The 23,874-nt window shown below is 68.8% G+C and carries 25 protein-coding genes and 1 other RNA gene; 13 read left to right on the top strand and 13 right to left on the bottom strand.

Annotated elements, in window-relative coordinates:
* The 8 genes from mraY to V6D00_10765 all read right to left on the bottom strand — a co-directional run bounded on the left by mraY (nt 1) and on the right by V6D00_10765 (nt 7,695).
* On the bottom strand, nt 1-984 hold the full coding sequence (mraY, locus tag V6D00_10800; GenBank protein ID HEY9899658.1) for a phospho-N-acetylmuramoyl-pentapeptide-transferase: 984 nt from the start codon (nt 982-984) through the stop codon (nt 1-3).
* Nucleotides 981-2,354: a UDP-N-acetylmuramoyl-tripeptide--D-alanyl-D-alanine ligase gene (murF, locus tag V6D00_10795; protein ID HEY9899657.1), complete on the bottom strand. Its 1,374-nt coding sequence runs from the start codon at nt 2,352-2,354 to the stop codon at nt 981-983. The genes mraY and murF overlap by 4 nt, the downstream gene beginning before the upstream one ends.
* Nucleotides 2,351-3,844, bottom strand: coding sequence for a UDP-N-acetylmuramoyl-L-alanyl-D-glutamate--2,6-diaminopimelate ligase (locus V6D00_10790; protein HEY9899656.1), 1,494 nt, complete (start codon nt 3,842-3,844; stop codon nt 2,351-2,353). The genes murF and V6D00_10790 overlap by 4 nt, the downstream gene beginning before the upstream one ends.
* On the bottom strand, nt 3,831-5,567 hold the full coding sequence (locus V6D00_10785; GenBank protein HEY9899655.1) for a penicillin-binding protein 2: 1,737 nt from the start codon (nt 5,565-5,567) through the stop codon (nt 3,831-3,833). Before V6D00_10785 ends, V6D00_10790 begins: the two co-directional genes overlap by 14 nt.
* Before the next feature lie 2 nt (nt 5,568-5,569).
* Nucleotides 5,570-5,974, bottom strand: coding sequence for a hypothetical protein (locus V6D00_10780; protein ID HEY9899654.1), 405 nt, complete (start codon nt 5,972-5,974; stop codon nt 5,570-5,572).
* A gap of 2 nt (nt 5,975-5,976) precedes the next feature.
* Nucleotides 5,977-6,876: a 16S rRNA (cytosine(1402)-N(4))-methyltransferase RsmH gene (gene rsmH, locus V6D00_10775; GenBank protein HEY9899653.1), complete on the bottom strand. Its 900-nt coding sequence runs from the start codon at nt 6,874-6,876 to the stop codon at nt 5,977-5,979.
* 112 nt (nt 6,877-6,988) lie between these two features.
* Nucleotides 6,989-7,460: RNase P RNA component class A (rnpB, locus tag V6D00_10770), an RNA gene on the bottom strand.
* A 52-nt stretch (nt 7,461-7,512) separates the two neighbouring features.
* Entirely contained in the window at nt 7,513-7,695 is a 183-nt protein-coding gene (locus V6D00_10765; protein ID HEY9899652.1) for a hypothetical protein, read from the bottom strand.
* A gap of 203 nt (nt 7,696-7,898) precedes the next feature.
* Here V6D00_10765 and V6D00_10760 point away from each other — a divergent pair, with 203 nt between their 5' ends.
* The 3 genes from V6D00_10760 to V6D00_10750 all read left to right on the top strand — a co-directional run bounded on the left by V6D00_10760 (nt 7,899) and on the right by V6D00_10750 (nt 9,422).
* Nucleotides 7,899-8,060: a hypothetical protein gene (locus tag V6D00_10760; GenBank protein ID HEY9899651.1), complete on the top strand. Its 162-nt coding sequence runs from the start codon at nt 7,899-7,901 to the stop codon at nt 8,058-8,060.
* A gap of 70 nt (nt 8,061-8,130) precedes the next feature.
* Entirely contained in the window at nt 8,131-8,775 is a 645-nt protein-coding gene (locus V6D00_10755) for a J domain-containing protein (GenBank protein ID HEY9899650.1), read from the top strand.
* A gap of 17 nt (nt 8,776-8,792) precedes the next feature.
* Nucleotides 8,793-9,422, top strand: a complete 630-nt coding sequence (locus V6D00_10750) for a YkgJ family cysteine cluster protein (GenBank protein ID HEY9899649.1) — start codon at nt 8,793-8,795, stop codon at nt 9,420-9,422.
* 32 nt (nt 9,423-9,454) lie between these two features.
* Here the strand turns inward: V6D00_10750 and V6D00_10745 are convergent, their stop codons facing one another.
* The 3 genes from V6D00_10745 to V6D00_10735 form a co-directional block, all read right to left on the bottom strand.
* Nucleotides 9,455-9,775, bottom strand: coding sequence for a hypothetical protein (locus V6D00_10745; protein HEY9899648.1), 321 nt, complete (start codon nt 9,773-9,775; stop codon nt 9,455-9,457).
* Nucleotides 9,776-10,187: 412 nt separating this feature from the next.
* Nucleotides 10,188-11,225: a LysM domain-containing protein gene (locus V6D00_10740; GenBank protein ID HEY9899647.1), complete on the bottom strand. Its 1,038-nt coding sequence runs from the start codon at nt 11,223-11,225 to the stop codon at nt 10,188-10,190.
* 62 nt (nt 11,226-11,287) lie between these two features.
* Nucleotides 11,288-13,219: a LysM domain-containing protein gene (locus V6D00_10735; protein ID HEY9899646.1), complete on the bottom strand. Its 1,932-nt coding sequence runs from the start codon at nt 13,217-13,219 to the stop codon at nt 11,288-11,290.
* 231 nt (nt 13,220-13,450) lie between these two features.
* Here V6D00_10735 and V6D00_10730 point away from each other — a divergent pair, with 231 nt between their 5' ends.
* On the top strand, nt 13,451-13,921 hold the full coding sequence (locus V6D00_10730) for a hypothetical protein (GenBank protein ID HEY9899645.1): 471 nt from the start codon (nt 13,451-13,453) through the stop codon (nt 13,919-13,921).
* Nucleotides 13,922-13,926: 5 nt separating this feature from the next.
* On the opposite strand, the gene V6D00_10725 is transcribed toward V6D00_10730, so the two are convergent.
* Nucleotides 13,927-14,340 carry a hypothetical protein gene (locus V6D00_10725; GenBank protein HEY9899644.1) on the bottom strand — a complete coding sequence of 138 codons (414 nt, stop codon included), beginning with the start codon at nt 14,338-14,340 and terminating at the stop codon, nt 13,927-13,929.
* A 247-nt stretch (nt 14,341-14,587) separates the two neighbouring features.
* Between V6D00_10725 and V6D00_10720 the strand changes: the two genes are divergently transcribed.
* Nucleotides 14,588-15,280, top strand: a complete 693-nt coding sequence (locus V6D00_10720; protein ID HEY9899643.1) for an N-acetylmuramoyl-L-alanine amidase — start codon at nt 14,588-14,590, stop codon at nt 15,278-15,280.
* A gap of 6 nt (nt 15,281-15,286) precedes the next feature.
* Here the strand turns inward: V6D00_10720 and V6D00_10715 are convergent, their stop codons facing one another.
* The gene (locus V6D00_10715) at nt 15,287-16,030 is read right to left on the bottom strand and encodes a hypothetical protein (GenBank protein HEY9899642.1); all 744 of its coding nucleotides are present in this window, start codon (nt 16,028-16,030) and stop codon (nt 15,287-15,289) included.
* 199 nt (nt 16,031-16,229) lie between these two features.
* On the opposite strand from V6D00_10715, the gene V6D00_10710 reads away from it, so the two are divergent.
* The 8 genes from V6D00_10710 to V6D00_10675 all read left to right on the top strand — a co-directional run.
* Nucleotides 16,230-17,705 (top strand): M14 family metallopeptidase, encoded by a 1,476-nt coding sequence (locus tag V6D00_10710; protein HEY9899641.1) that lies wholly within the window; start codon nt 16,230-16,232, stop codon nt 17,703-17,705.
* Between the two features lie 268 nt (nt 17,706-17,973).
* Nucleotides 17,974-18,687, top strand: a complete 714-nt coding sequence (locus tag V6D00_10705; protein ID HEY9899640.1) for a hypothetical protein — start codon at nt 17,974-17,976, stop codon at nt 18,685-18,687.
* A gap of 1 nt (nt 18,688) precedes the next feature.
* Nucleotides 18,689-20,551, top strand: coding sequence for a succinate dehydrogenase flavoprotein subunit (gene sdhA, locus V6D00_10700; protein ID HEY9899639.1), 1,863 nt, complete (start codon nt 18,689-18,691; stop codon nt 20,549-20,551).
* Complete coding sequence (sdhB, locus tag V6D00_10695) at nt 20,551-21,312, top strand: succinate dehydrogenase iron-sulfur subunit (GenBank protein ID HEY9899638.1); 762 nt, start codon at nt 20,551-20,553, stop codon at nt 21,310-21,312. The genes sdhA and sdhB overlap by 1 nt, the downstream gene beginning before the upstream one ends.
* Nucleotides 21,313-21,372: 60 nt before the next feature.
* Nucleotides 21,373-21,546: a hypothetical protein gene (locus tag V6D00_10690; protein HEY9899637.1), complete on the top strand. Its 174-nt coding sequence runs from the start codon at nt 21,373-21,375 to the stop codon at nt 21,544-21,546.
* Nucleotides 21,547-21,552: 6 nt separating this feature from the next.
* Nucleotides 21,553-22,836: a histidine--tRNA ligase gene (gene hisS, locus V6D00_10685; GenBank protein HEY9899636.1), complete on the top strand. Its 1,284-nt coding sequence runs from the start codon at nt 21,553-21,555 to the stop codon at nt 22,834-22,836.
* 74 nt (nt 22,837-22,910) lie between these two features.
* A complete protein-coding gene (locus V6D00_10680; GenBank protein ID HEY9899635.1) occupies nt 22,911-23,357 on the top strand; it encodes a heavy metal-associated domain-containing protein in 447 nt (148 codons plus the stop codon).
* A 222-nt stretch (nt 23,358-23,579) separates the two neighbouring features.
* Nucleotides 23,580-23,874, top strand: a 295-nt coding sequence (locus tag V6D00_10675) for a hypothetical protein (GenBank protein HEY9899634.1), incomplete at its 3' end; no start/stop codon positions are given.

The following is a 23,874-nucleotide window of genomic DNA, read 5'->3' as shown; positions in this document are numbered from 1 at the left end:
TTAGAGCAGGGCGACGGTGACGATCGCCATCAGGGCGCCCACCAGGTAGAAGCGCTGGACGACCTTGGTCTCCGCCCAGCCGGAAAGCTCGAAGTGGTGATGCAGGGGGCTCATCTTGAAGATGCGCTTGCCCGTGGTCTTGAAGGAGGCGACCTGAGCGATCACCGACAGGGTCTCGGCCACGAAGACCGCCCCCAGGGGGATCAGGAAGAGCTCGAGGCGAGCGAGCACCGCGCAGGCCGCGATCGCAGCCCCCAGCGCGAGCGAGCCCGTGTCCCCCATGAAGACCTGTGCCGGGTGGCTGTTGAACCACAAGAAGCCCAGGCACGCCCCCACCAGGGAGAGCAGCAGCACGACGGCGCCCGGCTGCGCGGGGAAGGCCCCGCCGAGGTGCAGGACCAGCCACGCGAGTCCCCCGAAGGCGATCGCCATGGTCCCGGCGGCCAGTCCGTCGAGGCCGTCCGTCAGGTTCACTGCATTGGTGGTGCTGGTCATGACCAGCACCAGGAGCGGATAGTAGGCCCAGCCCAGGTCCCAGAGGGCGTGCGAGACGGGCAGCATGACGGTCGTGCCGTGCCCCGACCAGGCCAGATACGCCGCGAAGAGGGCCCCCGAGCCGATCTGGGCTGCTAGCTTCTGGCGGGCCGAGAGGCCCTTGTTCTGGCGCTTCTTGATGATCAGGTAGTCGTCGAGCCAGCCGATGAGGGCGTAGGCGAGCACCACCGCCATGGCGGCGACCACGTCCCGGTGCAGGGCCCCCGAGACGGCGGCCCCCACCGTGGCGACCACGAGGGCCGGCCCCACGATCAGCCAGCCGCCCATGGTGGGGGTGCCGGCCTTGGCGTGGTGGGACTGGGGGCCTTCCTGGCGGATGCTCTGGCCCATCTTCCAGCGCTGGAGGTAGGCGATGAACGGGCCGCCCACCGCGATCGCAAGCAGCATGCTCAAGAGCGGCGTCAGGGCAACGGGAAAGGACAGGGTCATGCCGGATGGCCTCCGAGGTGGTGGGAAAGAGCCTGGACGATCTCTTCCATGCGGGTGGAGCGAGAGCCCTTCACGAAGACGCGATCGCCTCCCTCGACGGCCTCGAGGAGGGCCGCGATCAGGGCGGGCTTGTCCGGGAAGTGGAGGGTCTTGCCGGGGGCCTGGTCCGCGATCCAGCGGCCCATCTCGCCCACGGTGAAGGCCCGATCGATGGGCAGGTCCCGGACCGCGTCACCCACCGCCCGGTGCCCGACCTCGGCGTAGGTGCCGAGCTCGCCCATCTCGCCGAGCACCGCGATGCGCCGGCCGGCGCACGGCTCGGCGCAGAAGCCCGCAAGCGCCGAGCGCACCGACTCGGGATTGGCGTTGTAGGTCTCGTCCACCACCTCGACATCGCCGAGGCGCAGCACATGCGCGCGACCGGGCAGGTCGCTCGGGGCGAAGCAGAAGGCCTCGGGCAAGGCAAGGCCGAGGTGCCAGGCAACAGCGACCGCAGCAAGGGCGTTCGAGCGGTGGTGGGCGCCGGCCATCGGCAAGCTCAGGCGCATGCGGCCCTCGCGTTGCCTGGGGCCCGCCTGATAGCAGGCGTCGAAGGTGAGGCCATCGCCCTCGGCCCAGACGGTGGCAGTGCCCGGGCGCAGGCCGTAGGTCACGAGCGCTCCGGCGTGGCCCTCGGCCTGGGCCATGACCAGCGGATCGTCGGCGTTGAGCACCGCGGCCATCGCAGGCCCGCCCACGCGCAAGAGCTCGCCCTTGGCCCGGGCGATCGCCTCCTGGGTGCCGAGGCGGCCGATGTGGGCGGTGCCGACGTTGGTGATGATCCCCACGTCGGGGCGCGCCACGCTCGCGAGATAGGCGATCTCGCCGGGGCCGCGCATGCCCATCTCGACGACCACCGCCTCGTCCGAGGGGGTCATCGACAGCAGGGTCTTGGGCACGCCGATCTCGTTGTTGAAGTTGGCGTGGGTCTTGCCCACCCGCATGAAGCGGCCCAGGAAAGCGGCGACCGCCTCCTTGGTCGAGGTCTTGCCGGACGAGCCCGTGACCGCGACGACCGTCAGGCCCAGCTGCTCCCGGTGGTGGCGGGCGATGTCGCCGTAGGCCGCGAGCGTGTCCTCGACCCGCACCGCGCTGAGCCCTTCGGGCAGGCTCGCATCGTCGCGCGAGACCAGCACCCCCGATGCGCCGGCCGCTTTCGCCCGATCCAGAAAGTCGTGACCGTCGAAGCGCTCGCCCTTGAGCGGGACGTAGAGCGAGCCCGCCCGGAGGTCCCGGGTGTCGGTGGTGACCCCGGTGAAGGCCGCGCGGGCCTCGCCCGCGACGAGCCGGCCGCCGGTGGCCTTCAGAACGTCGTCGAGGGACAGGTTCATCGCGCCACCGCCCGCTCGGCGATCGCCTCGCGCGCGACCTCGCGGTCGTCGAAGGGCAGGGTCTTATCGCCGATGATCTGGTAGGTCTCGTGGCCCTTGCCCGCGATCACGACCACGTCGCCGGGCCGGGCCGCCTGGACGGCCGCGCGGATGGCCTCGCGGCGATCGGCGAAGGCCTCGTAGGAACCGTCGAGCCCCTCGGCCACCTGGGCGATGATGGCCTGCGGATCCTCCGAGCGCGGGTTGTCCGAGGTCAAGTAGACCCGGTCGGCCCCCTGCGAGGCCACCCGGCCCATCATGGGGCGCTTGGTGGCGTCGCGATCGCCGCCGCAGCCGAAGACCACCATCAGCCTGCCGCGCGTGAAGGCCCGGGCGGTCCTCAGGACGTTCTCGAGACCGTCGGGGGTGTGGGCGTAGTCCACCAGGACCGCGTAGGGGTGGTCCGCGGCCGTGACCACCTCGACCCGGCCCGGCACGCCGCCGACCTGGCAGAGGCCCCGGGCGATCGCCTCGAGGTCGACCCCCGAGGCGAGGGCGGCCCCGGCGGCCGCCAGGGCGTTCGACACGTTGAAGAGGCCGGGCAGCCGCAGCGAGACCTGGGCGCGCCCTTCAGGCGTCACCAGCGTCCAGCGCGAGCCGCCCGCGTGCAGGGAGAGGTCCTCGGCCATCAGGTCCGCCGCGGCGCCCTGGGCCGAGTAGGTCAGCACTGGGGCCGCACTCGCCGCCGCGAAGCGCTCAGCGGCCGGATCGTCCCGGTTGATCACCGCGCGCCCGGTTTCGCTCAGGCCCTCGAACAGCAGGGCCTTGGCCGCCCCGTAGGCTTCCATGGTGCCGTGGTAGTCCAGGTGATCGACCGTCAGGTTGGTGAAGACCCCCACGTCGAAGGCCGCGTGCGCCACGCGGGCCTGCTCGAGGGCATGGCTCGACACCTCCATCACCACCGCGTCCACCCCCGAGCGGCGCATCTGGGCGAAGAGGCCCTGCAGCTCGAGGGCCTGGGGGGTCGTGTGGCCGGTCTCGATGCTGACCTTCGAGCCGCCGGCGCTCCCGCCGGCGAAGCGGCTGCCGAGCGTGCCGATGAGCCCCGTGGTCTTGCCCGCCTCGTGAAGGATGGCCTCGATCAGGTGGGTGGTGGTCGTCTTGCCGTTGGTGCCCGTCACCCCCACCACCGAGAAGGCGCGGCTCGGGTGGCCGTAGAAGCGATCCGCGAGCTCCGAGAGGACAAAGCGCGGGGCCTCGACCGGCACGGTCGGCACCCCCAGATCCTCGGGATGCTCGGCGCGCCACTCGGCCGAGACCACCACGGCCACGGCCCCCTGCCTCACGGCGTCGGCGAGGCGATCGTGGGCGTCCACCCGGGCGCCCTTGAGGGCGACGAAGACGTCGCCGGGCTGGACCCGGCGCGAGTCGTAGGCCACCCCGGTGGCCTCGAGCGCGAGCGCGCGTCCCGTGTCGTCGTGGTGGCCTGCGAGGAGATCAGCGAGGAGCATGGAGGTTCTCCGAGTCGGAAGGGATGGGGACGTACGGCTGCACGCCCAGGTAGCGCAGGGTCTCGCTCGTCACTGCCTGGAAGAGGGGCGACGCGGTCTGGGCCGCGAAGTGCGACTTCTGCGGGCTGTCGAGCAGGGCAAGCACCACCAGCTGCGGCTTTTCGGCAGGAACGAAGCCCAGGAACGAGGCCACCACGTCGGAGGTGTAGCCGCCCCCCGAGTCGCGCGACTTGTTGGCGGTGCCCGTCTTGCCCGCCACATTATACCCCGGGATCCGCGCGGTTTTTCCGGTGCCGCTCTCGACCACGGTGCGGAGCATGGTCAGGACTTCCTTGGCGACCCGGGGCGAGACCACCTGGCTCGGCGTCGCGAGCGGGAAGGACTGGATCAGCTGGCCCTCGGGCGAGACCACCTTGTCGATCAGGCGAGGCCGATGCAACCGGCCCTCGTCGGCGATGGCGCTCGCCGCCGTCAGGATCTGGAGCGGAGTCACCGAGAGGCCGTAGCCGTAGGAGATGGAGCTCTGGCGGCCCACCGGCCAGGGCAGCCTGGGCAGGAGGCCCTTGCTCTCGCCCCTGATCCCCGAACTCGTGCTCGCCCCGAAGCCGAACTTCTCGAGCATGCCGCGGTGGAAGGAGCCCGCCATGCGCTGACCGATGAGCAGCGAGCCCACGTTGGACGAGACCTCGAGGATCCCCTCGGGCGTCAGCTGCCGGATGCCCGGGCCCGCGTCGTGGTCCGAGATGGTGTGGCCCGCCACCTTGATGGTCGGCCCGCACGGGAAGACCGTCCGCGGCGTGATCCGCTCCCCCTCGAGAGCCGCGGCGACGGTGAAGATCTTGATGGTAGAGCCGGGCTCGTACACGTCGTTGGCGGCCCAGTTCTTGATCAGCTCCCACTTGGTCCCCTTGTACCGGTTGGGGTTGTAGGTGGGCAGGACCGCGAAGGCCAGGAGGTTGCCGGTCCTGGGGTCCATGACCAGGACCGCGCCGCGCTTGGCGTGGTGCTGGGCGATGGCCTTGGAGAGCTCCCGCTGGGCGATGTGCTGGATCGTCTCGTCGATGGTGAGCACCACCCGCGCCCCGTCGGTCTGAAGGGTGCGCAGCGGGTCGCCCGCGTTCTCGCGCAGGATCTCGCGGCCCCGCGCGTCCACCTGCACGTGCAGCGTCTGGTCCGAGCCGCGCAGCACCTTGTCGAAGTCGTGCTCGATCCCGGCGAGGCCCTGGTTGTCGATGCCCACGAAGCCGAGCAAGGTAGCCGCCAGGGTGTCCTTGGGGTAGAGGCGCTTGCTCTCGCGGATGACGCCGATCCCCGGGATCTTGAGGGCCTTGACGGCCTTGCCCGTCGCCTGGTCCTGCTGCCGGGCGAGCCAGCGCCAGTGGGTGCCCTTCAGGGAGTCGCGCAGCTCGGCCTCGGCGAGGCCGAGGACGGGGGCGAGGCGCTGGGCGATCTGCTCGGGGGGCTCCTCGAAATCGACCGGCTGAGCGTAGATCGAGCTCGCCTCGACCGAGACGGCGAGCTCCTTGTCGTTGCGATCGACGATCTCGCCGCGGACCGAGGCCAGGTCGATCTCGCGCGTGCGCTGCTTGCGGGCGAGATCGGTCAGGTAGGGCGCCTGGAAGACCTGCAGGAAGACCATGCGTCCCACCAGGAAGAGAGCGAAGAGGGCGAGCCCCCCGTAGATCCAGCGGCTGCGGGCCCGGACGACTTGGGCGCGGGGCATGGTCAGTAGGCCTCGGGGACCCCGAAGGTGGGCGGGGCGACCTTCACGGCCTGAGCGCCGAGCGAGGGGAGGGCCGGCACGAAGAGCGCCCCCGGCGCATGCCCCAGCCTCAGGTCCGCGACGGCCCGGTTCTCGATGCGCTCGGGCGCCTCGACCTTGGCGAGCTCGGCGCGCAGGCGCACGTTCTCCCGGCGCTTGGCGAAGATCTGCGCCTGGACCCGGTTGAGGCCGGCCTCCTGGACGACCGTCAGGACGTAGAGCGCGAGATTGGCGAGCAGCAGGGCCGCCACCGCGAAGGTCAGGGTCGAGGTGCGCGGACGCGAGCCGAACAGCACCTTCCAGCCGGTGCGCCTGGCGAGGGGCGTCCGAAGGGCGGGAAGAGGACGAGCGTGGGGTGCGGCCGGCATGCTCAGATCCTCCTGGCGACGCGCAGCTTCGCCGAGCGGGCGCGCGGGTTGCGGGCGTTCTCTTCGGGGGTCGCGACGACGGGCTTGGGCGTCAGGACCTCGAGGGTCGGCTTGCGATTGCAGACGCACATGGGAAGGCGCGGCGGGCAGGTGCAGCCCCTGGCCTCGTCCCGGAAGAACTGCTTGACGACGCGGTCCTCGAGCGAGTGGAAGCTGATGACGGCAAGCCGTCCGCCGGGCTTGAGGCGCGAGACGGCGGCGGGCAGGGCGCGCTCGAGCACCCCCAGCTCGTCGTTGACCGCGATGCGCAGCCCCTGGAAGGTTCGGGTCGCCGGGTGGATCCCGTCCTTGGCGCGAGGCACCACCCTCTCGACCACCTCCACCAGGTCGCGGGTCGTCGAAAAGGGTCGCTCGGCGCGGCGCTGGACGATGGCGCGGGCCACCGAGCGGGAGTGGCGCTCCTCGCCGTAGCGCCAGATCACGTCGGCGAGCTCGCGCTCGGCCAAGGCGTTGACGAGGTCGGAAGCGGAAGTGGCCTGGTTGGGATTCATGCGCATGTCGAGGGGCCCTTCCCGCATAAACGAGAATCCGCGGCTGGCCGTGTCCAGCTGGTGGCTCGACACCCCGAGATCCAGGAGGATGCCGTCGAGGGGTTCATCGGGCCAGACCGGCAGGACGTCCGCGAAGTTGCCTGCTCGGATCTCCACGTTGGATCCGATGACCGAGAGGCGACGACGGGCGGCCTCGATGGCCTCCGGATCCTGGTCGATCCCGTAGAGGCGCCCCTCGGGCCCAATCGCCTCGAGGATGAGCGCGGAGTGGCCGCCGCCGCCGAGAGTCCCGTCCAGGACGCGCGCGCCAGGGGCCGGCGAGAGCCACTGAAGCACTTCGCCCGGGAGCACCGGAAGATGATAGTCGCCCGCCACCACGCTAGGGCACGCCTTTCTGCATCGTCTGTGATCGCGCCCACACCGGGCGCGGAGTAAAAAATGGGGCGAAACCGCGGTTTCGCCCCGAGCCAGTGGACCTGTAAGCCGAGTTCTGTCCCCCCGCGGGGAGGGCGATCATCTCTCTTGGGCGTCAGTTACCTGCCGCCTCCAGCGACCTTACCCGGGGAATCGGCGGGTCGCGTCATCTCCCCCTGTTTGGTCTTGCACCGGACGGGGTTTACCTAGCCAGCCGGTCACCCGACTGCTGGTGGGCTCTTACCCCACCTTTGCACCCTTACCCGACACGTGGGAGTTGTAGGCACCGAGCGTTGCGGCAGATGGTTCTGAAAGAAGCACTTCCGAGAGGGTCGCATACGCCGCGATTTCAGGTGCGAAAACTATGTCGGGCGGTATCTTTCTGTGGCACTATCCTCGGGGTCACCCCCACTGGGCGTTACCCAGCGTCCTACCCTGTGGAGCTCGGACTTTCCTCAGATCCGGGGGCACCCTCCCCGAAGGGGTGGCGCACCCGCACCCGCGATCGCCTGTTCCACTGGCCATGGGCAGTATAGCAACCGCCGCAGGCGCGCGCAACCGCGCCGAGCGAGGCTAGCGCCTGCGGCCCCCGGTGGCGGCGATGTCGAGGCTGAAGCCGTAGCCCAGGCCGTGGTGCCGGCGAAGGGGCTGAACCACCACCTCGGGCTGACGCCTTGGCGCCCGGCGCAGCGAGCATGTCACCTGCAACAGGGTGAGCAGCCCAACCCTCGGCGCGTTAGACGGGTCGTACGACATGAGGGAGCCTCCTTTTCGCGCGGCATGCCGCCGCAGGGCATGCCAGGCATTCACAATTCTTAAGATTCTAGCATGAAGAAACGTGATCGAACAGGCTGCGTGCGGAGGGATTGACAGGCGAGCAGGCCACGCCTAGGATACGGAGCAATCGAACAAACTTTCTAGCCCCGCTCCCGCCTTCCCGTCTCCCGGAGGTCTCCCGCATGGCCACCTCGATCCGCCCGCCCCGTCCCGCCCTCGCCCGCATGCGGCCCCTCGCCACCAGGCGATCCTGGGGCGATCGCTTCTGGGATCCGCGCGAGATGTTCGGACTGAAAGTCACGTTGTTGCTGTGCTGCTATCTTCTCTCGGGGGCCCTGACCTGAGGGGAAGTCTTGGCAGGGGCGAGGCGCGATCGCTACAATTGAGAGCGATCGCAGAAAGGACGGCCTCTTGATGGCCCCGAAGGGCGCCCCCACCTACTATGACCGGCTCGGCGTCGCGCGCGAGGCCGACGAGGATGAGATCCGCCTGGCCTACCGCGCCATGGCCAAGCGCCACCACCCCGATCGGCCGGGGGGCGACCCCCTTCGCATGGCGCAGCTCAACGAGGCCTACGAGACCCTGAGCGACGCGCGCAAGCGCTCGCGCTACGACGCCACCATCAAGCCCTCGGCGCCCTCGCGCCAGGCCAGGCCCGCGAACGCCCCCTTCGTCGATCCCCGCGTCTTCTACCAGACCGTCTTCGCCCCCGTCGACGCCGCGCTCGACGGCAGCATCGGCCGGCTGCTCGACCAGCTCGACGACCTCTCGGGCGACCCCTACGACGACGTGCTGATGGAGGCCTTCGAGGCCGTGGTCGCCGAGGCCCGGCGCCGCTTCGACGAGGGAGGGCGCCGCCTCGCCGCCTCCGCCGTGCCCTGGCACTGGCAGGCGACGATCGCCCTCTACGAGCAAGGCATGCGCCAGGTGGGCGATGCCCTCGAGGAGTTCGAGACCTTCCCCCTCAACTACCACCTGGATCACCTGGTGGACGGCCGCAGCATCATGCTCGGCGGTTCCGAGCTGATGACCGAGGCCCGCGAGCGCCTGAGGCGCTAGACATCAAGGAGTTCCCCTTGTCAGACGAGATCGAACTCGAGCTTTCCCCCCCCTATGACACCACCGCCGAGCTCTACGCGGACGTGGAGCGAAACCTGGCCGTCGTGCTCGACACCTACGCCGCCGAGGGCATCGCGCCCACCTGCCAGAAGGGCTGCGACGCCTGCTGCCACCAGCTGGTGATGGTCACCGTCGCCGAGGCCCGCGAGGCGGCCCGCGCCGTGGAAAGGCGGCCCGCCGAAGCGCAGGCCGCGATTCGCGGACGAATCGCGGCCTGGCACGAGGCGACGGCTGAGCTGCGCTCGCACCTGCAGAGCGGCGTTGACGAGGACCTCGAGGATCTCGTGGAGGGGATCGCCTCGGACTACTGGCAGCGCCGCGTGCCGTGCCCCTTCCTCGAGGCGGGCGCCTGCGCCATCTACGAAGGCCGGCCCCTGGCCTGCCGCCACCACTTCTCTCTGAGCGCGCCCGAGCTCTGCCACTCCAGCCGGGAGGAGGCGATCGAGGTGGAAGGGGAGCTGGCCGCCGGGTTCCTTTCGGTCATGGACGACGCCTTCTTCCTGTCCCAGGACGCCGTCCCCGAGGACCAGACCGAGATCGGGATGCTTCCCGAGCTGGTCGGCCTGGTCCTCGACGAGGCGATCTAAGCGGAACGTGGTTTCGCTTCACCACTAGCTGCTTAGCTCGCAAACGCGAGCGCGAGGGCCCGCTGGCGTCGGGAGAGCGCCTCGAGCTCGAACAGCATGAAGCTGACCAGCTCGGACTTGGCCGGATCGAGCACCAGCTCGCCCTGCGACTCGCTCGGCAGGAAGGCGACGGCGAACTCCCGGCTCAGGACGCGGATCAGATCCGCCTGACCCGGGTTGAGCTCCAGGATGATCTCGCCGTGCCGCAGGGTGAGATCGTCCAGCGAGACGACGGCCTTGCGCCGGCGCTTGGGAGCGGTCGCGCCCTCCGCCTTGGGTGTCCTGGACGTCTTGGCGGGCTTCCGTTCGTTCATGGCGATTCCTCCCTTTATCTTATGATGCCATCGGTGAATGCATCACGCATCGAGCAAAATTCGCATTACCGCGGGGAAATATATCCCTCTCGAATCTCACACCTGGATTATAGGCGCATATTTCATCAAAAAAAGAGGGCAACAATCACTTACAATGTGAAGTGAACCGCCACGATGAGGATGAACTCACCGATCCGAGGTTTACGTTGCGAGAAAGGGGCAACAGCCGTCACATTGACGACCATATCCCCTCGGTAAGGCGCGCCCCGCTTGCGATAGCGCCCATCCCAAAGCTTCCTTAAGAAATCTCTCGGAACGTTAACCGACCGGGCACAGGCGGGGCGCCCGCAGGCCCTGAAAAAGCGAGCAGGCCCCACGCGTTGAAACGCGCGGGGCCTGCTCGCTGACCTGGTTAGTAACCGGAATTCTGGCGCTCGCGCTGCTCGCGGGTGCGGGCGATGGCCCCCTCCAGCTCGGCGTTGCCCTTCACGATCTGCTCGAGCTTGTCGAGCCGCGAATCGGTGAAGAGGCCGGGCAGGTTCTCGAAGACCGTCGACGGGATGAACAGGGTCTTGGTCTTCTCGGCCTTGAGGGCGCCGAGCGTCTCGTCGAGCTGCCCCTGACCCTTGGCATCCGCCAGGATCGCCAGGATCTTGTCCTGCTCGTCACCCCCGGTGTAGCCGTCGTAGAGGTTGCGGATGAGCTTGGCCTTCTGGGTGGAATCGGCCAGGGCCACGTCCGAGGTGGAGAGGGCCAGGGTCTCGTCGTCCAGCTCCCGGTCCACCTTGCGCTCGACGGGCTTGCCGTCCTCGCCGGTCTCCTGGACCACCTTGGTCTTGTTGCGAGCCGCCAGGTCGCTCAGGCGGCCCGTCATCCCCTCGAAGGCCTCGTGGGCGTTCTTGACGATACCCTCGAAGGTGGGGCGCTCGGCGTCCCCGGCCGGGATCTTCGCCAGGCGCGCATCGGCGTCGGCCACGTGCTTCTTGGCCTCGCCGAGGCTGCGCCACGCGCTGGGCTGCGGCATCTGGAGCAGGGCCACCTTGGCCCCGGAGACTTGCTGGGCCGCTTCGTGCGCCTTCTGGGCCGCCTCGCTGGCCTCCTGGGCCTTCTTGAGCTGGTCCTTCAGGCCGTCGGCCTCGGAGGGCGCGGGCTTGAGGCGGATGGTCTCGCCGGCGAAGATGCGATCGCCCGTGGAGGTGCGCTTGCGGCCCCGGGTGAGCTCGGGGTTGAGCTCGAGCAGGGTCTGCTGGGAAACGCCGAAGCGCCCCGCGATCTTGGCGAGGGTGTCCCCGGGGCGGATCACGTACTGATCGGGCGTCCCCTTGAAGGAGTCCATGGCGGGGGCCGGCTTGGCGGGCTTCGCGTGATCAGCGGCCTTGGGCTGCTCGGCGGGCGCGGCGCGGCGCGGCCCCGCAGCAGCGGGGTTGGCGTTCGGTTTGTTGATGTTCATGGTGCTCTCTCCTGTCGGCGAGGTGCGCCTGGCGCCTCGCAAATCCGGCTGCGCGGCCTGCGCTAGCGTCCCGTCGCGGATGCGGTGAAGGCGGCTTGCATGTCCTTGTTGCCTCCGAATGGCCACCAGCTCTTGAGCTTGTCGGCCATGGCCAGCTTGGCCGCATCCGGCATGCGCTGGATCCAGCGCGCCCCGACCGTGGCGCCCATGGAGTTGCCGAGCATCTCGACGTCCTCCTTGCTGAGGACGCCGACCAGGTTGGTGTAGTAGGACGGCGCCAGGGTGACGCCGGTGGCGGGCTCTCCGAACATGGCCGAGAGGGTCTGGTCGCGGAACGAGCGGGTGAGGTCCTCGAGCATGCGGTTGAGGCCCTTGCCGGCCCCGCCGAAGTAGCCGTCGAGGGCCGTGGCCATGCCGTCCAGCTCGCCCTGCTGGCGCGCCATGTCGGCGATCGAGACGATGGCTGCCTGGTCCTCGCTGCTGGTGCGGCCGTCAAGCAGGATCTTGATCATCTGGCCCTTCTGCTCGGGCAGCGAGGCGTAGAAGAGGTCGAAGTTGCTGTTGACGATGTCGCGCACCATCTTGTGGTCGGCGTTCTTGAGGATCTCGGCCAGCTGCTTGACCTTGGGGTCGTTGGGGTCCTTCTTGCTCGGGCCCGAGGTCCCGCTCGTGCCGTTCGCCCCGTTGGTGCCCGCGGTGCTCATGCTGCCCGAGGTGCTGTTCGGCACCTGGCCGCTCTGAGGGGTGTCCCAGTTGGCCGGCATCTGCGCCTTGTCCCACTGCACCGGGTCGGCGTAGCGCGCCACGACCGGCTCGGCGAAGCGCGGCACGATGCCGCCGCCGCTCGAGACCGGGGCCTGAGGGATGCCGGCCTGGGGCTGGACCTGGGCCGTGATGCCGAGCGGGGTGGCGGTACCGCTCGCCTGGGTCCCCAGGCCTCCGAGCGGAGTGGGGGTACCCGTGGCGGTGGTCGTGCCGCTGTAGGCGGCCGGAGTCGTGCCGGGCAGGGCCCCGAGCGGGGTCGGGGTGCCCCCGGTGGGCACGGTCGCCGCGGGGGCGGTGCCCGGCAGGACCCCGATCGTCTGCGCGGTGCCGCCGCCCGCGGCGACGGTCGAAGGCGGGGCGGCCTGCTCCAGGGCCATCTGCATCATGGCGAGCTGCTGGCCAGCGAGGGTCTTGGGCTCGCCCTCGGGCATGGCGGCAACGGCGGCCTCGGCGGCCTTGAAGGCCGACCGCGCCTTGCCCAGGGCCTCCTGCTGGAAGGATCGGATGTCCGCCTCGGGCAGCTGGCCCACCACCTGGCCGGCGGCGTCGAAGGACTTCAGGGCGCCGTTGAAGGTGGCGCTCGCCTCGTCGAAGGCCGTGGAGCGCTCGGTGCCGTCGTCGGGATACTGGGCGTCGAAGTCGGAGAGCAGCTGGGCGACCTTGTTCGCATGGGCCGCTCGGGAGGCGTCGCTCTCGGGGATCAGGGCGAGCATCTTGGTCGCGGAGTCCAGGGTCTTGGTCGCCACCTCGCGGCCGCCCGGCTGGATGGTGGCCTGGTCGATGTAGTCCTTGGCGGCGGCCACCACCTTGTTCGAGGCGGTGGTGGTCTTGGCCGGATCGACCTGCTTCTGCTCGGGGGCGCGCAGGCGCACCGTGTCGCCCGGGTAGATCAGGCGGCCGTCGGCGGCGCGGGTCTTGCCGGCAGCATCCTTGCCCGCCTTGAAGAGCTCCGGGTTGAGGGTCTTGAGCTGTTCGAGGCCGATCCCGCTGCGTGCGGCGATGACCGACAGGCTCTCGCCCGCCTTGACGCTCACCTGCTCGGGCAGGGCCTGGCGGGAATCCGAGGCAGGAGGCTTCGCGGGCTCGGCCGGCTTTGCGGCAGTCGGCTCGGCCGCTTTCTCGGGAGCGGGCTCGACCGGCTGGAGCTTGGCGAGCGACGTGCCCCGCAGCGGAGCCGCGCTGGCGCCCGTTAGCCGCCCTGCGCCCGATTGATCTGCCGCTCTGACCATGTCACCGACTCCTTTCCCGCGTGGGATCGCTTGTTTCTTTATCCTTCCCGGAGGCGGAGGGCTTGTCACCTTAACCGACATTTAACGCAGACCGAAGGAGGGTGAAGCGTCCGACAAAACCGATCCGCCAAGCGCCCGCGGTGGTCAAATCTCGACACATTCCCGGTTTTGACGGATGCTTTAGAGGCTGGAAAGCGAGGGCATACCCTCGCATGAGAGGGAAAACGCACGATGCTGTCGCTTTGGTTCTGGGTATTGCTGTGGGCAGTCTCGACGTACTGGCTGGTGCGCGTCGTCGGCAAGCCGATCACCGAGGCGACGCGCGCGAAGCGCGCAGCGGCCCAGGAGGCCGCCGAGGCACAGGCCGCCGAGCAGGCGCTTCTCGAAGCAAGCGCAGCTCCCGGCCGGCCTCCCCTCGCGCGCCCCCTCGAGGAGCTGGCGCTCGGGATCCCCGTCGCCGACATCCTGGAACGGCACGGGGCCCCGCACCGGATCGAGGAGCCCTCCGACGGGACGGCGCGCTGGTACTACCCGATGAGCGTCGAGGGCGAGGACGGATCGCCCGTGAGCGGGATCCTGGTCCTCGATCTCGAGGGGGGGCTGCTCACCGGCAAGACCTTCGAGCCCCAGGACGGGCCAAGCGAAACGGAGGCCTCCGTGGAGGCCTCCGTCCCTGAAAGCGAGCCGGACGACTCGGTCTAGCGCACCTAGTGCATCTCCTTGATCCAGGCGAGCAGCTTGGCGGCGGCGGGGTAGTCCCCCCCCTTGCGCTGGATGGCGTCCTCGAGGTTGGCCATGGCGTCGTGCAGGCCCTCGTGGCCCCCCATCCGGATCGCCTCGTCGAGCTTCTCGCGCACGCCCTTCTCCTTGAAGGTCAACAGCGCCAGCGCGTGGTTGTAGCGGCCCTGCGCCGTGCCCTTGGCGGCCTTGGAGAAGGCGAGGGCCTCGGCCTTGTTGCCGAGCAGGATGTGCAGCCAGCTCAGGCTGACCACGACCCGCACGTCGTTCGGGGTGTCCTTGTAGAGCGCCTGGAAGTGGGAGAGCACCTCCTCGAGGGGGGCGCCTTCCTCGTAGCGCTTGAGGCCTTCTTCGTACCGGCCTTCGGTCGTCTGGGTGGTCATGCTGGTTGAGTCTCCTCGGTCAATCGAATGGGGGGCCCCGGCGGGCCATTCCCCCATGATAGGGAGCCTCTCCCCTGGCGGCAAGCCTGCGGGCGATCAAAGCAAGCGATCGTTCATGTGAACGCAACATGACTGTGATGAATGTCGGTTAGTTTGGAGCCTCGCGTCGGTATAATCCCCCAGTGGCCGGACGGACGGCTCCTCCCCGCGCGGCCTCGATCCACCCCCCTGCACGGAGGCCGTCTTGATGAGACGCATGCGTGGCACGATCCGGTACCTCGCGGGCCTTTCGCTCGCGGCCCTCGTCATGGCCGCCACCGAGACGGGCTTCCCCTCGGGGGCCCAGGGGGACGACTACACCAACGCCCCGGTCGCGACCGCCCCCCAGGTCCCGAAGCCCTCCGTCGAGTGGCTGCTCTCCCCGCACGCCGACGCCCGGCCCCAGGGCGCGGCGATCGACATGATCGTCATCCACGACACCGAGACCCCCGGCGTGCGGGACGCCAGGACCATCTGGCGCCACTTCGCCAACCCCAGCAGCCAGGTCAGCGCCCACTACGTCATCGGCAAGGACGGCGCGATCGTGCAGTGCGTCCCCGACGCGCTGCGCGCCTGGCACGCGGGCGAGAGCTACTACCGGGGCCAGGACCACCTCAACGATCGATCGATCGGCATCGAGCTGGTCAACGCCCAGACCGGCGACGACCCCTTCACCAACGCCCAGTACCGCTCCCTGGTGCAGCTGGTCGCGCACCTGGTCGCGACGCACGGCATCCCCCTCGACCGGATCGTGGGCCACAAGGACATCACCCTCAAGCCCGAGGTCAAGAAGGATCCCGCCGTCAACTTCAGCTTCTCGCGGATGTTCGAGGGGGTGCGCGCCGCGCTCTCGCCCGAGGCGACACGGCAGGCGAGCGCCTGGCAGCGCCCGGCGCGCTGAGGCCCCCTACGGGGTGAGGCTCTCGAGCCTCATCTCGAAGCTGGTGGTCGCCACCCCGAGCGCGTTCTGGCTGACGGGGATCGAGTAGGTGGCGTAATCGATCTGCCGCACGAGCCCCACCCCGGGCGCCAGCCAGAAGTGGGTGATCGGGGCCCCCGCCGCCGCGACCTGCTGGCCCAGGTGAACGGCCTGGTAGGTGCCGGCCGGGACCGAGACGCTCTCATCGCCTAGCCAGAAGACCCGCAGGGCCGGGATCTCCGAGCCCGAGGCCGGCACGACCTCGGCGCCCGCCGGCGTGAAGATGCCCGCCGAGTAGCGCAGCTGAAGCCCCTGCTCGTTCGAGGCCACCGTGCCGTCCGCCTGCACGCGCAGGGTCGAGGCGGTGGTCTGGGTCTGGGTCTGGCCGTCCTGGTCGGTGGCGCGGGTGGTGGAGCGGACGGTCGCTTCGTTCGGCGCGTAGGCGCTCGTCTCGAAGGTCGTCGTCCCGGTGACGCGGCTGCTCTCGGTGGCGAAGGGAGCGGGCAGATCGTTCGCGGAGGTGAAGACATAGGTCGCCCGGTACCGGGCGCTGGTGGGGAAGTAGTAGTCGCGAGGCTGCAGGCCCCCCTGGCTGATCGAAGCACGTTCGCCCGGCTTCTTGGAGGCGCGATCGCCGCTGCCGGGACCCGTGCCGGCGCTGCAGGCGACAAGAACCCAGGACGTGGCCCCCAGGGCCAGGATCCCAGCAAGCAAGGGGTGACTTCGGGACATGGCTCCTCCTCTCCCGACGGCTCGGCAACGCCTACTTAAGCGCATGCCCCCCGCCGCGGGAATGTCCAATCCGGCGAGGTTTTGCGCCATGACCCCAGGACGCCCCGTCGCCCCCTTGAACAAACTCGCGCAAGTTTGTCATCCTGTCTTCCGATAACCCATCCTTGATCCCCCTTTCGAGAAGGAGACGTCCAAGCGCATGCGCACCCCCTCCCTTCGCTTCTGGTCGAGCCTCCTGGCGCTCGGCGTCCTCACCGGCTGCAGCATGCCCATGGCGGCCCCGGGCAACGGGGGCGAGCGCGCCCTGATGCAGGCCCTCGAGGCCAAAGAGCGCGTGCCGGTCGCCATCCCCTACAAGACCTCGGAAGAGCTGACCCAGCTGGTCAACAACGAGCTGGACCTGTGGGGCGTCACCGACCAGGTGGCCTACGGCACGGGCAGCAAGCGCACCGTCGAGACCGCCAAGAAGCTGGGCCTCTCGCCCACCTACCGCAGCAGCGTGCGGCTGGAGAACACCTACGACCCCAAGTACCGCACCTACGAGCAGATGGTCGCCGACATGAAGGCGCTCGCCGCCAGGTACCCCCAGCTCTGCAAGCTGGTGGACCTGGGCGATTCGTGGGAGAAGAGCAAGGGCAAGGCCAACCGCGACATCTGGGGCCTGCGGATCGGTACCAGCGCCCCCGACACCAAGCCCGGCGTGGCCTTCCTCGGCGAGCACCACGCCCGCGAGCTCGTCACCTCCGAGATCACCTACATGGTCGCCGAGCACCTGCTGGCGAACTACGGCAAGGATCCCGACGCGACCTTCGCCGTGGACAACCGCGAGATCTGGGTGGTGCCCATGGTCAACCCCGACGGCCACGTGCTGGCCGAAGAGGGCAAGGACTGGCGCAAGAGCACCGCCACCTCCTACGGCCTGACCACTTTCGGCGCCGGCCCCGAGGGCCCGGGGGTCGACATCAACCGCAACTACGGCTACTCGTGGGACAAGGCTCCCGCCGGCAGCTCCAAGAACCCCGCCGATGCGACCTTCCGCGGCCCCGCGCCCTTCTCGGAGCCCGAGACCCAGGCCATGAAGGCCCTGCTCACCGGCCACAAGTTCACCTACTGCATGAGCTACCACTCGTTCAGCAACGCGATCCTCTGGCCGTGGGCCTACACCCACGATGCGCCCGCCGACAAGCGCCTGGCCGCGGTCGGCAACAAGCTCGCGAAGATCGCGGGCTACAAGGGCGAGCAGTCCGCCGATCTCTACGTCCACGGCGGCACCACCAACGACTGGGCCTACGGGGAGCTCGGGATCTTCACCTACACCAGCGAGATGGGCTCGTACCAGGACGGCTTCGATCCCCCCTTCACCAAGGTCGCCCAGTTCTGGAAGGAGAACCTGCCCGGGGCCATGTTCATGCTCAAGACCGCCGACGACCCGAGCGCGGTCTACGGCCCCGAGGTCGAGAAGCCCCTGACCGAAGGCGCGGCCCTCTCGGCCCCCGGCGCCACCGCGGCCGAGGCCTTCTTCGTTCGCCCCGGCACGAGCGGCACCGGCACGGCCCTCACGAGGACCGCGGACGGCTTCGCTGCCCCTCAGGCCGGCTCGCGCCGCCTCGCGCTGGTCCACGCCAGGGACGCGAAGGGCAACTGGGGCCCCTACACCGCCGTCTGGACCCGCTGAGTCGCCCCAAAAACGGTGCCATCTGGCCCTTTCGAGCAGCGGTGGATCGGATCTACCGTTGCTCGTCTGTTGCTTGAGGCCCATCAATTTGTTACAGCCGCGTGACGAGCGTGCGGCGATTTGCTAGGATTAAAGCCAACGTTTACGGCCCCTTAGCAATAGGGACCGAGCCCCCACCCAGGCCCCGAGCGGCTCTGAGGTCTCCCGAGCAGCCTTTCGCTCTCCCGAGTCGCCCTGAGCGCTCCTGAAAGGAGTTTGTGACACTTCGATGGGCGTATCCAACAAGAACTACTTCCTGCTGAGGAAGCTGCACCAGTTCACCGGTGCGATCCCGCTGGGCGCTTACCTGCTCGTACACCTGCTGATCAACTCCTACTCGATGAAGGGTTACGCCGAGTTCGACAGCAAGGTCCACCTGCTCGAGTCGATGCCCATCCTGATCTTCATGGAGATCGGGCTGATCTACCTGCCCCTCATCTACCACGCGGTGTTCGGCATCTGGGTGGGCTTCATCTCGAAGAACAACCCCCTGCGCTTCCCCTACGCCCGGAACTGGAACTTCGTCCTCCAGCGCGTGACCGGTTTCTTCCTGCTGGCGTTCCTCGGCTACCACGCCTGGTTCATGCGCTTCCAGGGCACGCCCATCGGCGAGATGGTCAACTCGGTCGGCTACGCGGACTCGGGCTACGCCAAGGTCGTCGCGCACCTCTCGACCACCCCGATGCTCGTCTTCTACGCCCTCGGCGTGATCGCCACGGCCTTCCACTTCGCCAACGGCCTGTGGGAGTTCTGCATCGACTGGGGCGTCACCATCAGCATGAAGGCCCAGCAGCTCTCGGCGATGGTCATGATCGTGGTGTGGCTCGGCATCTCGGCCCTCGGCCTCTACGCGATCACGGGCTTTAGACTCCCGGCGCTCGTCGAACAGGCCAAGCAGGTCCAGCCCGCCGCGGCGGGGCACACCCACGGGGAGGTTTTCTAATATGGACGCCAATCGTATCATCGTCGTCGGCGGCGGTCTCGCCGGCCTGATGACCGTCATCAAGGCCGCCGAAGCCGGCGTCCACGTGGACCTCTTCTCGCTGGTGCCCGTCAAGCGCTCCCACTCGGTGTGCGCCCAGGGCGGCATCAACGGCGCGGTCAACACCAAGGGCGAGGGCGACAGCCCCGCCATCCACTTCGACGACACCATCTACGGCGGGGACTTCCTCGCCAACCAGCCCCCGGTCAAGGCCATGTGCGAGGCCGCGCCCCACGTCATCAACCTGTTCGATCGCATGGGCGTGCCCTTCAACCGCACCCCTGAAGGCCTCCTCGACTTCCGCCGCTTCGGCGGCACCAAGCACCACCGCACGGCCTTCGCCGGCGCCACCACCGGCCAGCAGCTCCTGTACGCGCTGGACGAGCAGGTCCGCCGCTGGGAGGCCCAGGGCAAGGTGACCAAGTACGAGGGCTGGGAGTTCCTCTCGTCGATCCTCGACGACGAGGGCATCTGCCGCGGCGTGGTCTGCCAGAACGGCAAGACCATGGAGATCAAGGCCTTCACCGCCGGAGCCGTCGTGCTCGCCACGGGCGGCAACGGCATGATCTTCGGCAAGAGCACCAACTCGCTGATCAACACCGGTACCGCCCAGGGCGCCGTCTACCAGCAGGGCGCCTTCTACGCGAACGGCGAGCTGATCCAGGTCCACCCGACCGCGATCCCCGGCGGCGACAAGCTGCGCCTGATGTCCGAGTCGATCCGCGGCGAGGGCGGCCGGGTGTGGGTGCCCTCCGACGGCAAGGACGGCCGTCCCGCCAAGGGCGAGCCCTGGTACTTCCTCGAGACCATGTACCCCGCCTACGGCAACCTGGTGCCCCGCGACATCGCGACCCGCGCCATCTTCCAGGTCTGCGTCGACATGAAGCTCGGCGTCGACGGCGAGAACCAGGTCTACCTGGACGTCAGCCACCTGGATCCCCACATGCTCGAGCGCAAGCTCGGCGGCGTGCTCGAGATCTACGAGATGTTCGTCGGTGACGACCCCAAGAAGGTCCCGATGAAGATCTTCCCCGGCATGCACTACACCATGGGCGGCCTGTGGGTCGACTACGACCAGATGACCAACATCCCCGGCCTGTTCGCGGTCGGCGAGTGCGAGTACCAGTACCACGGCGCCAACCGCCTGGGCGCCAACTCGCTGCTCTCGACGGTCTACGCCGGCATGGTCGCGGGCCCCTCCTCGGTCAAGTACATGAAGGCCCAGGCCAAGGCCGAGGTGAAGCCCTCGGTCGTGGAGGCCGCCGTCAAGCGCGAGACCGACCGCTACAACCAGATCCTCGCCATGAAGGGCACCGAGAACCCCTACGCCCTCCACCGGGAGCTGGGCGAGTGGATGACGAACAACGTGACCGTCGTTCGCTACAACGACCGGCTCGAGAAGACCCTCTCGCACCTGGACACCCTGTCCGAGCGCTGGAAGAACATCAACATCGACGACACCGGTCCCTGGAGCAACCAGGCGGTACCCTTCACCCGCCAGCTCTGGAACATGATCGAGGTCGCCAAGGTCATCACCAAGGGCGCGCTCTTGCGCAACGAGAGCCGTGGGGCCCACTACAAGCCCGACTTCCCCGAGCGCGACGACGTCAACTTCCTCAAGACCACCATGGCCCGCTGGACCCCCAACGGCCCGGAGATCACCTACCAGGAAGTCGATACCAGCCTGATCAAGCCCAGGCCCCGCAAGTACGACGTGGACAAGGAAGCCGCAGCCACCACCCCGGCCCCCAAGTCGGTCGAGGCGACCACCTCGGCGGTCGGCATGCACACCGAGGACCGTAAGTTCAGAGAGGAGTCGAAGTAATGCCTCCCACGACCGTCAACCTTCGCATCAAGCGCCAGGACGGCCCGAACGCGGCCGCCCGGTGGGAGGATTTCAAGGTCCCCTACTCCAAGGGCATGAACATCATCATGTGCCTGATGGAGATCCAGCGGAACCCGGTGACCGCCCAGGGCCAGAAGACCACCCCGGTCATCTGGGAAGCCGTCTGCCTCGAGCAGGTGTGCGGCTCCTGCTCCATGGTGATCAACGGCAAGCCACAGCAGGCCTGCGCCTCGCTGGTCGACAAGCTCTCCCCCAGCGGCGAGACCATCACCCTCGAGCCCATGGGCACCTTCCCGATCGTCCGCGACCTGGTGGTCGACCGCCAGCAGATGTTCGATGCCCTCAAGAAGGTCAACGCCTGGATCGAGATCGACGGCACCCACGACCTGGGCCCCGGTCCTCGCCAGAGCCCCGAGGTCCAGGAGGTCACCTACGCCCTCTCGCGCTGCATGACCTGCGGCGTCTGCCTCGAGGCCTGCCCCAACGTGAACGACCGCTCGCCGTTCATGGGGCCTGCTGCCGTCAGCCAGGTGCGCCTGTTCAACCTGCACCCCTCCGGCAAGATGCACAAGGCCGAGCGCCTCGACGCGCTCAACGACATCGGCGGCGTCAACGACTGCAACAACTCGCAGAACTGCGTCCGGGCCTGCCCCAAGGGCATCCCCCTGACGGAGTCGCTGGCTGCGATGAAGCGAGACACCACCGTCCACGGCCTGCTGGGCTTCCTCCAGCTGCCTTAAGACGAAGGCCTGGCGGGGGCAACCGGAAGCGGTTGCCCCCGTCGCTTTTCGGGGGTTACCATGTCCATCAAGAAGCTCATCGCCCACGGCCTCATGCTCGTCGGCATCCTGCACATGCCCTTCGCCCTCTACCTGGGGCTGACCCGGGGGATGGGCCCCGAGATGACCGCCTTCTTCTCGGGGCTCGGGTTCTTCTGGGGCGGCTACGTCCTCAAACGCGCTTTTGGAGTCTGAACACCAATGGGAAGCCTGATCACCGCCCAGCGGGGGACGCGCGACGTCCTCCCCCCCGAGTCGCTCCTCTGGAACAAGATCGAGGAGACGGCCCGGAAATTCTTCGATCGCTACCACGTGCGCGAGATCCGCACGCCGATCTTCGAGGCCACCGAGCTCTTCACCCGGGGCATCGGCGAGGCCACCGACATCGTGAGCAAGGAGATGTACTCCTTCGTCGACCGGGGCGATCGTTCGCTCACCCTTCGCCCCGAGGGCACCGCGGGGGTGGTGCGGGCCTACCTGCAGGGCAAGCTGGCAAGTACGCTTCCCAGCCCCGTCAAGCTGTGGTACGCGGGCCCCATGTTCCGCTACGAGCGCCCGCAAGCCGGCCGCCAGCGCCAGTTCAACCAGGTGGGCGTCGAGTTCCTCGGCACCAGTGATCCCAAGGCCGACGCCGAGGTGATCACCCTCGCGCTGGACATCTTCGCGGCCCTTTCGGTCCCGAACCTGCGCGTCGAGCTCAACAGCCTCGGGTGCGAGGCCTGCCGGCCCGCCTACCGCGAGCGCCTCGTCGCCTACTTCGCCGAGCGCCATGCCGACTACTGCACCACCTGCCTGGATCGCAGCCAGACCAACCCCCTGCGGGTGCTCGACTGCAAGACTCCTTCCTGCAAGGAGATCAACCGGGAGGCCCCCAGCCTCCAGGACGTGCTGTGCGCCGACTGCCGGGACCACCAGGGCAAGCTTTTCGGCTACCTGGACGCGGTGGGGGTGAAGCACCAGCTCAACTCGCGCCTGGTGCGCGGGCTCGACTACTACACCCGTACCGTCTTCGAGATCGTCGCCGAGGAGAAGCTGGGCAGCCAGGACACGGTCTGCGCCGGCGGCCGGTACGACAAGCTGGTCGAGGAGTGCGGCGGCCCCCCCACCCCGGCGGTGGGCTGGGCCTTCGGCGAGGAGCGCCTCGCCATCCTGCTCGAGTCCAAGACCCCCGAGGACGCCGTGGACCTCTACGTGGCGGCAATGGGGCCCGACGCCGAGGTGGCGAGCTTCAAGCTGGCCCACGCCCTGCGCCGGGCGGGCGACTGGCACGTCGAGGTCGGCTTCGGCGATCGCAAGCTCAAGAAGCAGCTCGAGATGGCCGACAAGCTGGGCGCCAGGTGGGTCGCGGTCATCGGGGACACCGAGCTTGAAGCCGGCGAGGTCCAGCTCAAGGACCTGGTCGCGCGCACCACCCGCGCCGTGGCCATGGACGCGGAGTCGCTCGCTTCCGCCCTCACCGCCGCGCTGCCCGAGAGCGTTTCGTAGCGCCGGGCGCGATCACTTCCATGCCTGCTATAATCGGAAGCGATTCTCACCCCCGTCGTATAGGAGAAGTTCGGATGAAAAAGGGATTCCTCGTGCTCGCGGCCCTGGCCCTGACCTTGACGGCGGGCAACGCGATCGCCTGCGGCGAGGGCTCGTCCTGCGCCCCCGGGACCTGCGCCGTCGACAAGAAGGCGGGCGCCACCGCCCCCAAGGCCGCCGCGCCCGCGAAGGCCGTCAAGAAGGACGCATGCCAGCTCTCGACCAGGCTCGAGGTGCTCGGCATGGAGTGCGCCAGCTGCGCCGATCACGTGACCAAGAGCCTCCAGGGGGTCAAGGGCGTCGAGGCCGTCTCGGTGAACCTCGAGAGCGGCATCGCCTCGGTGGACTACTGCTCGATGGAGCTCAAGGACACCTCCGCGCTGATCAAGGCCGTCGAGAAGGCGGGCTACGACGCCAAGCTCGCGGCCGCCTCCCCCAAGGCAGCCCCCGCCAAGGCCGCACCCGCCAAGCCCCAGCCCTAACCTTCCGACCTTTCGGTTTCGGGGCCCCCGCCTTCCTGGCGGGGGCTTCGTGCTTGGAGAGGGCTCCCTTTTGCCCTGCGATAAGCGAGCCCTCGCGGGCGTTATTTGGGATGGGTCGTCCAAACGCATCCCCTGCGGGCCTCCCTTATGGTGTCGCCTATGAGTAGCCACTCACTGACTGGCAGGTGTCGAGCGCTACTCCACGCAAGGAGGTAGTCGTCCATGTCCGGAACCAAGCTCTTCGGAGCGAGCGTTTGCGCGCTTCTCGCGGCCACGGTCGGATGCGCCGAGCTCCCCAGCCGGCCCGGAACCCCCGCGCAGAACGCCAATTCCCCCACGCGCAGCATCCAGCAAGGCGGATTCGCCGGCAACCAGGGCACCCAGGTGGGCGTCGGCGGCGGCCCCGGCGGCATCAACCAGGGCCTCGGCCAGACCGCGGGCGTGGTCGGCGGCGGGCCTGGCGCTCCCGGCGGGACGGCCTTCAACCAGGGCACCCAGGTCGGCGTCGGCGGCGGCC

The organism is Pantanalinema sp. (genome assembly GCA_036704125.1).
In the GTDB taxonomy this organism is placed as follows: Bacteria; Cyanobacteriota; Sericytochromatia; order S15B-MN24; family UBA4093; genus JAGIBK01.
This window is presented reverse-complemented; position numbering and strand designations above follow the sequence as displayed.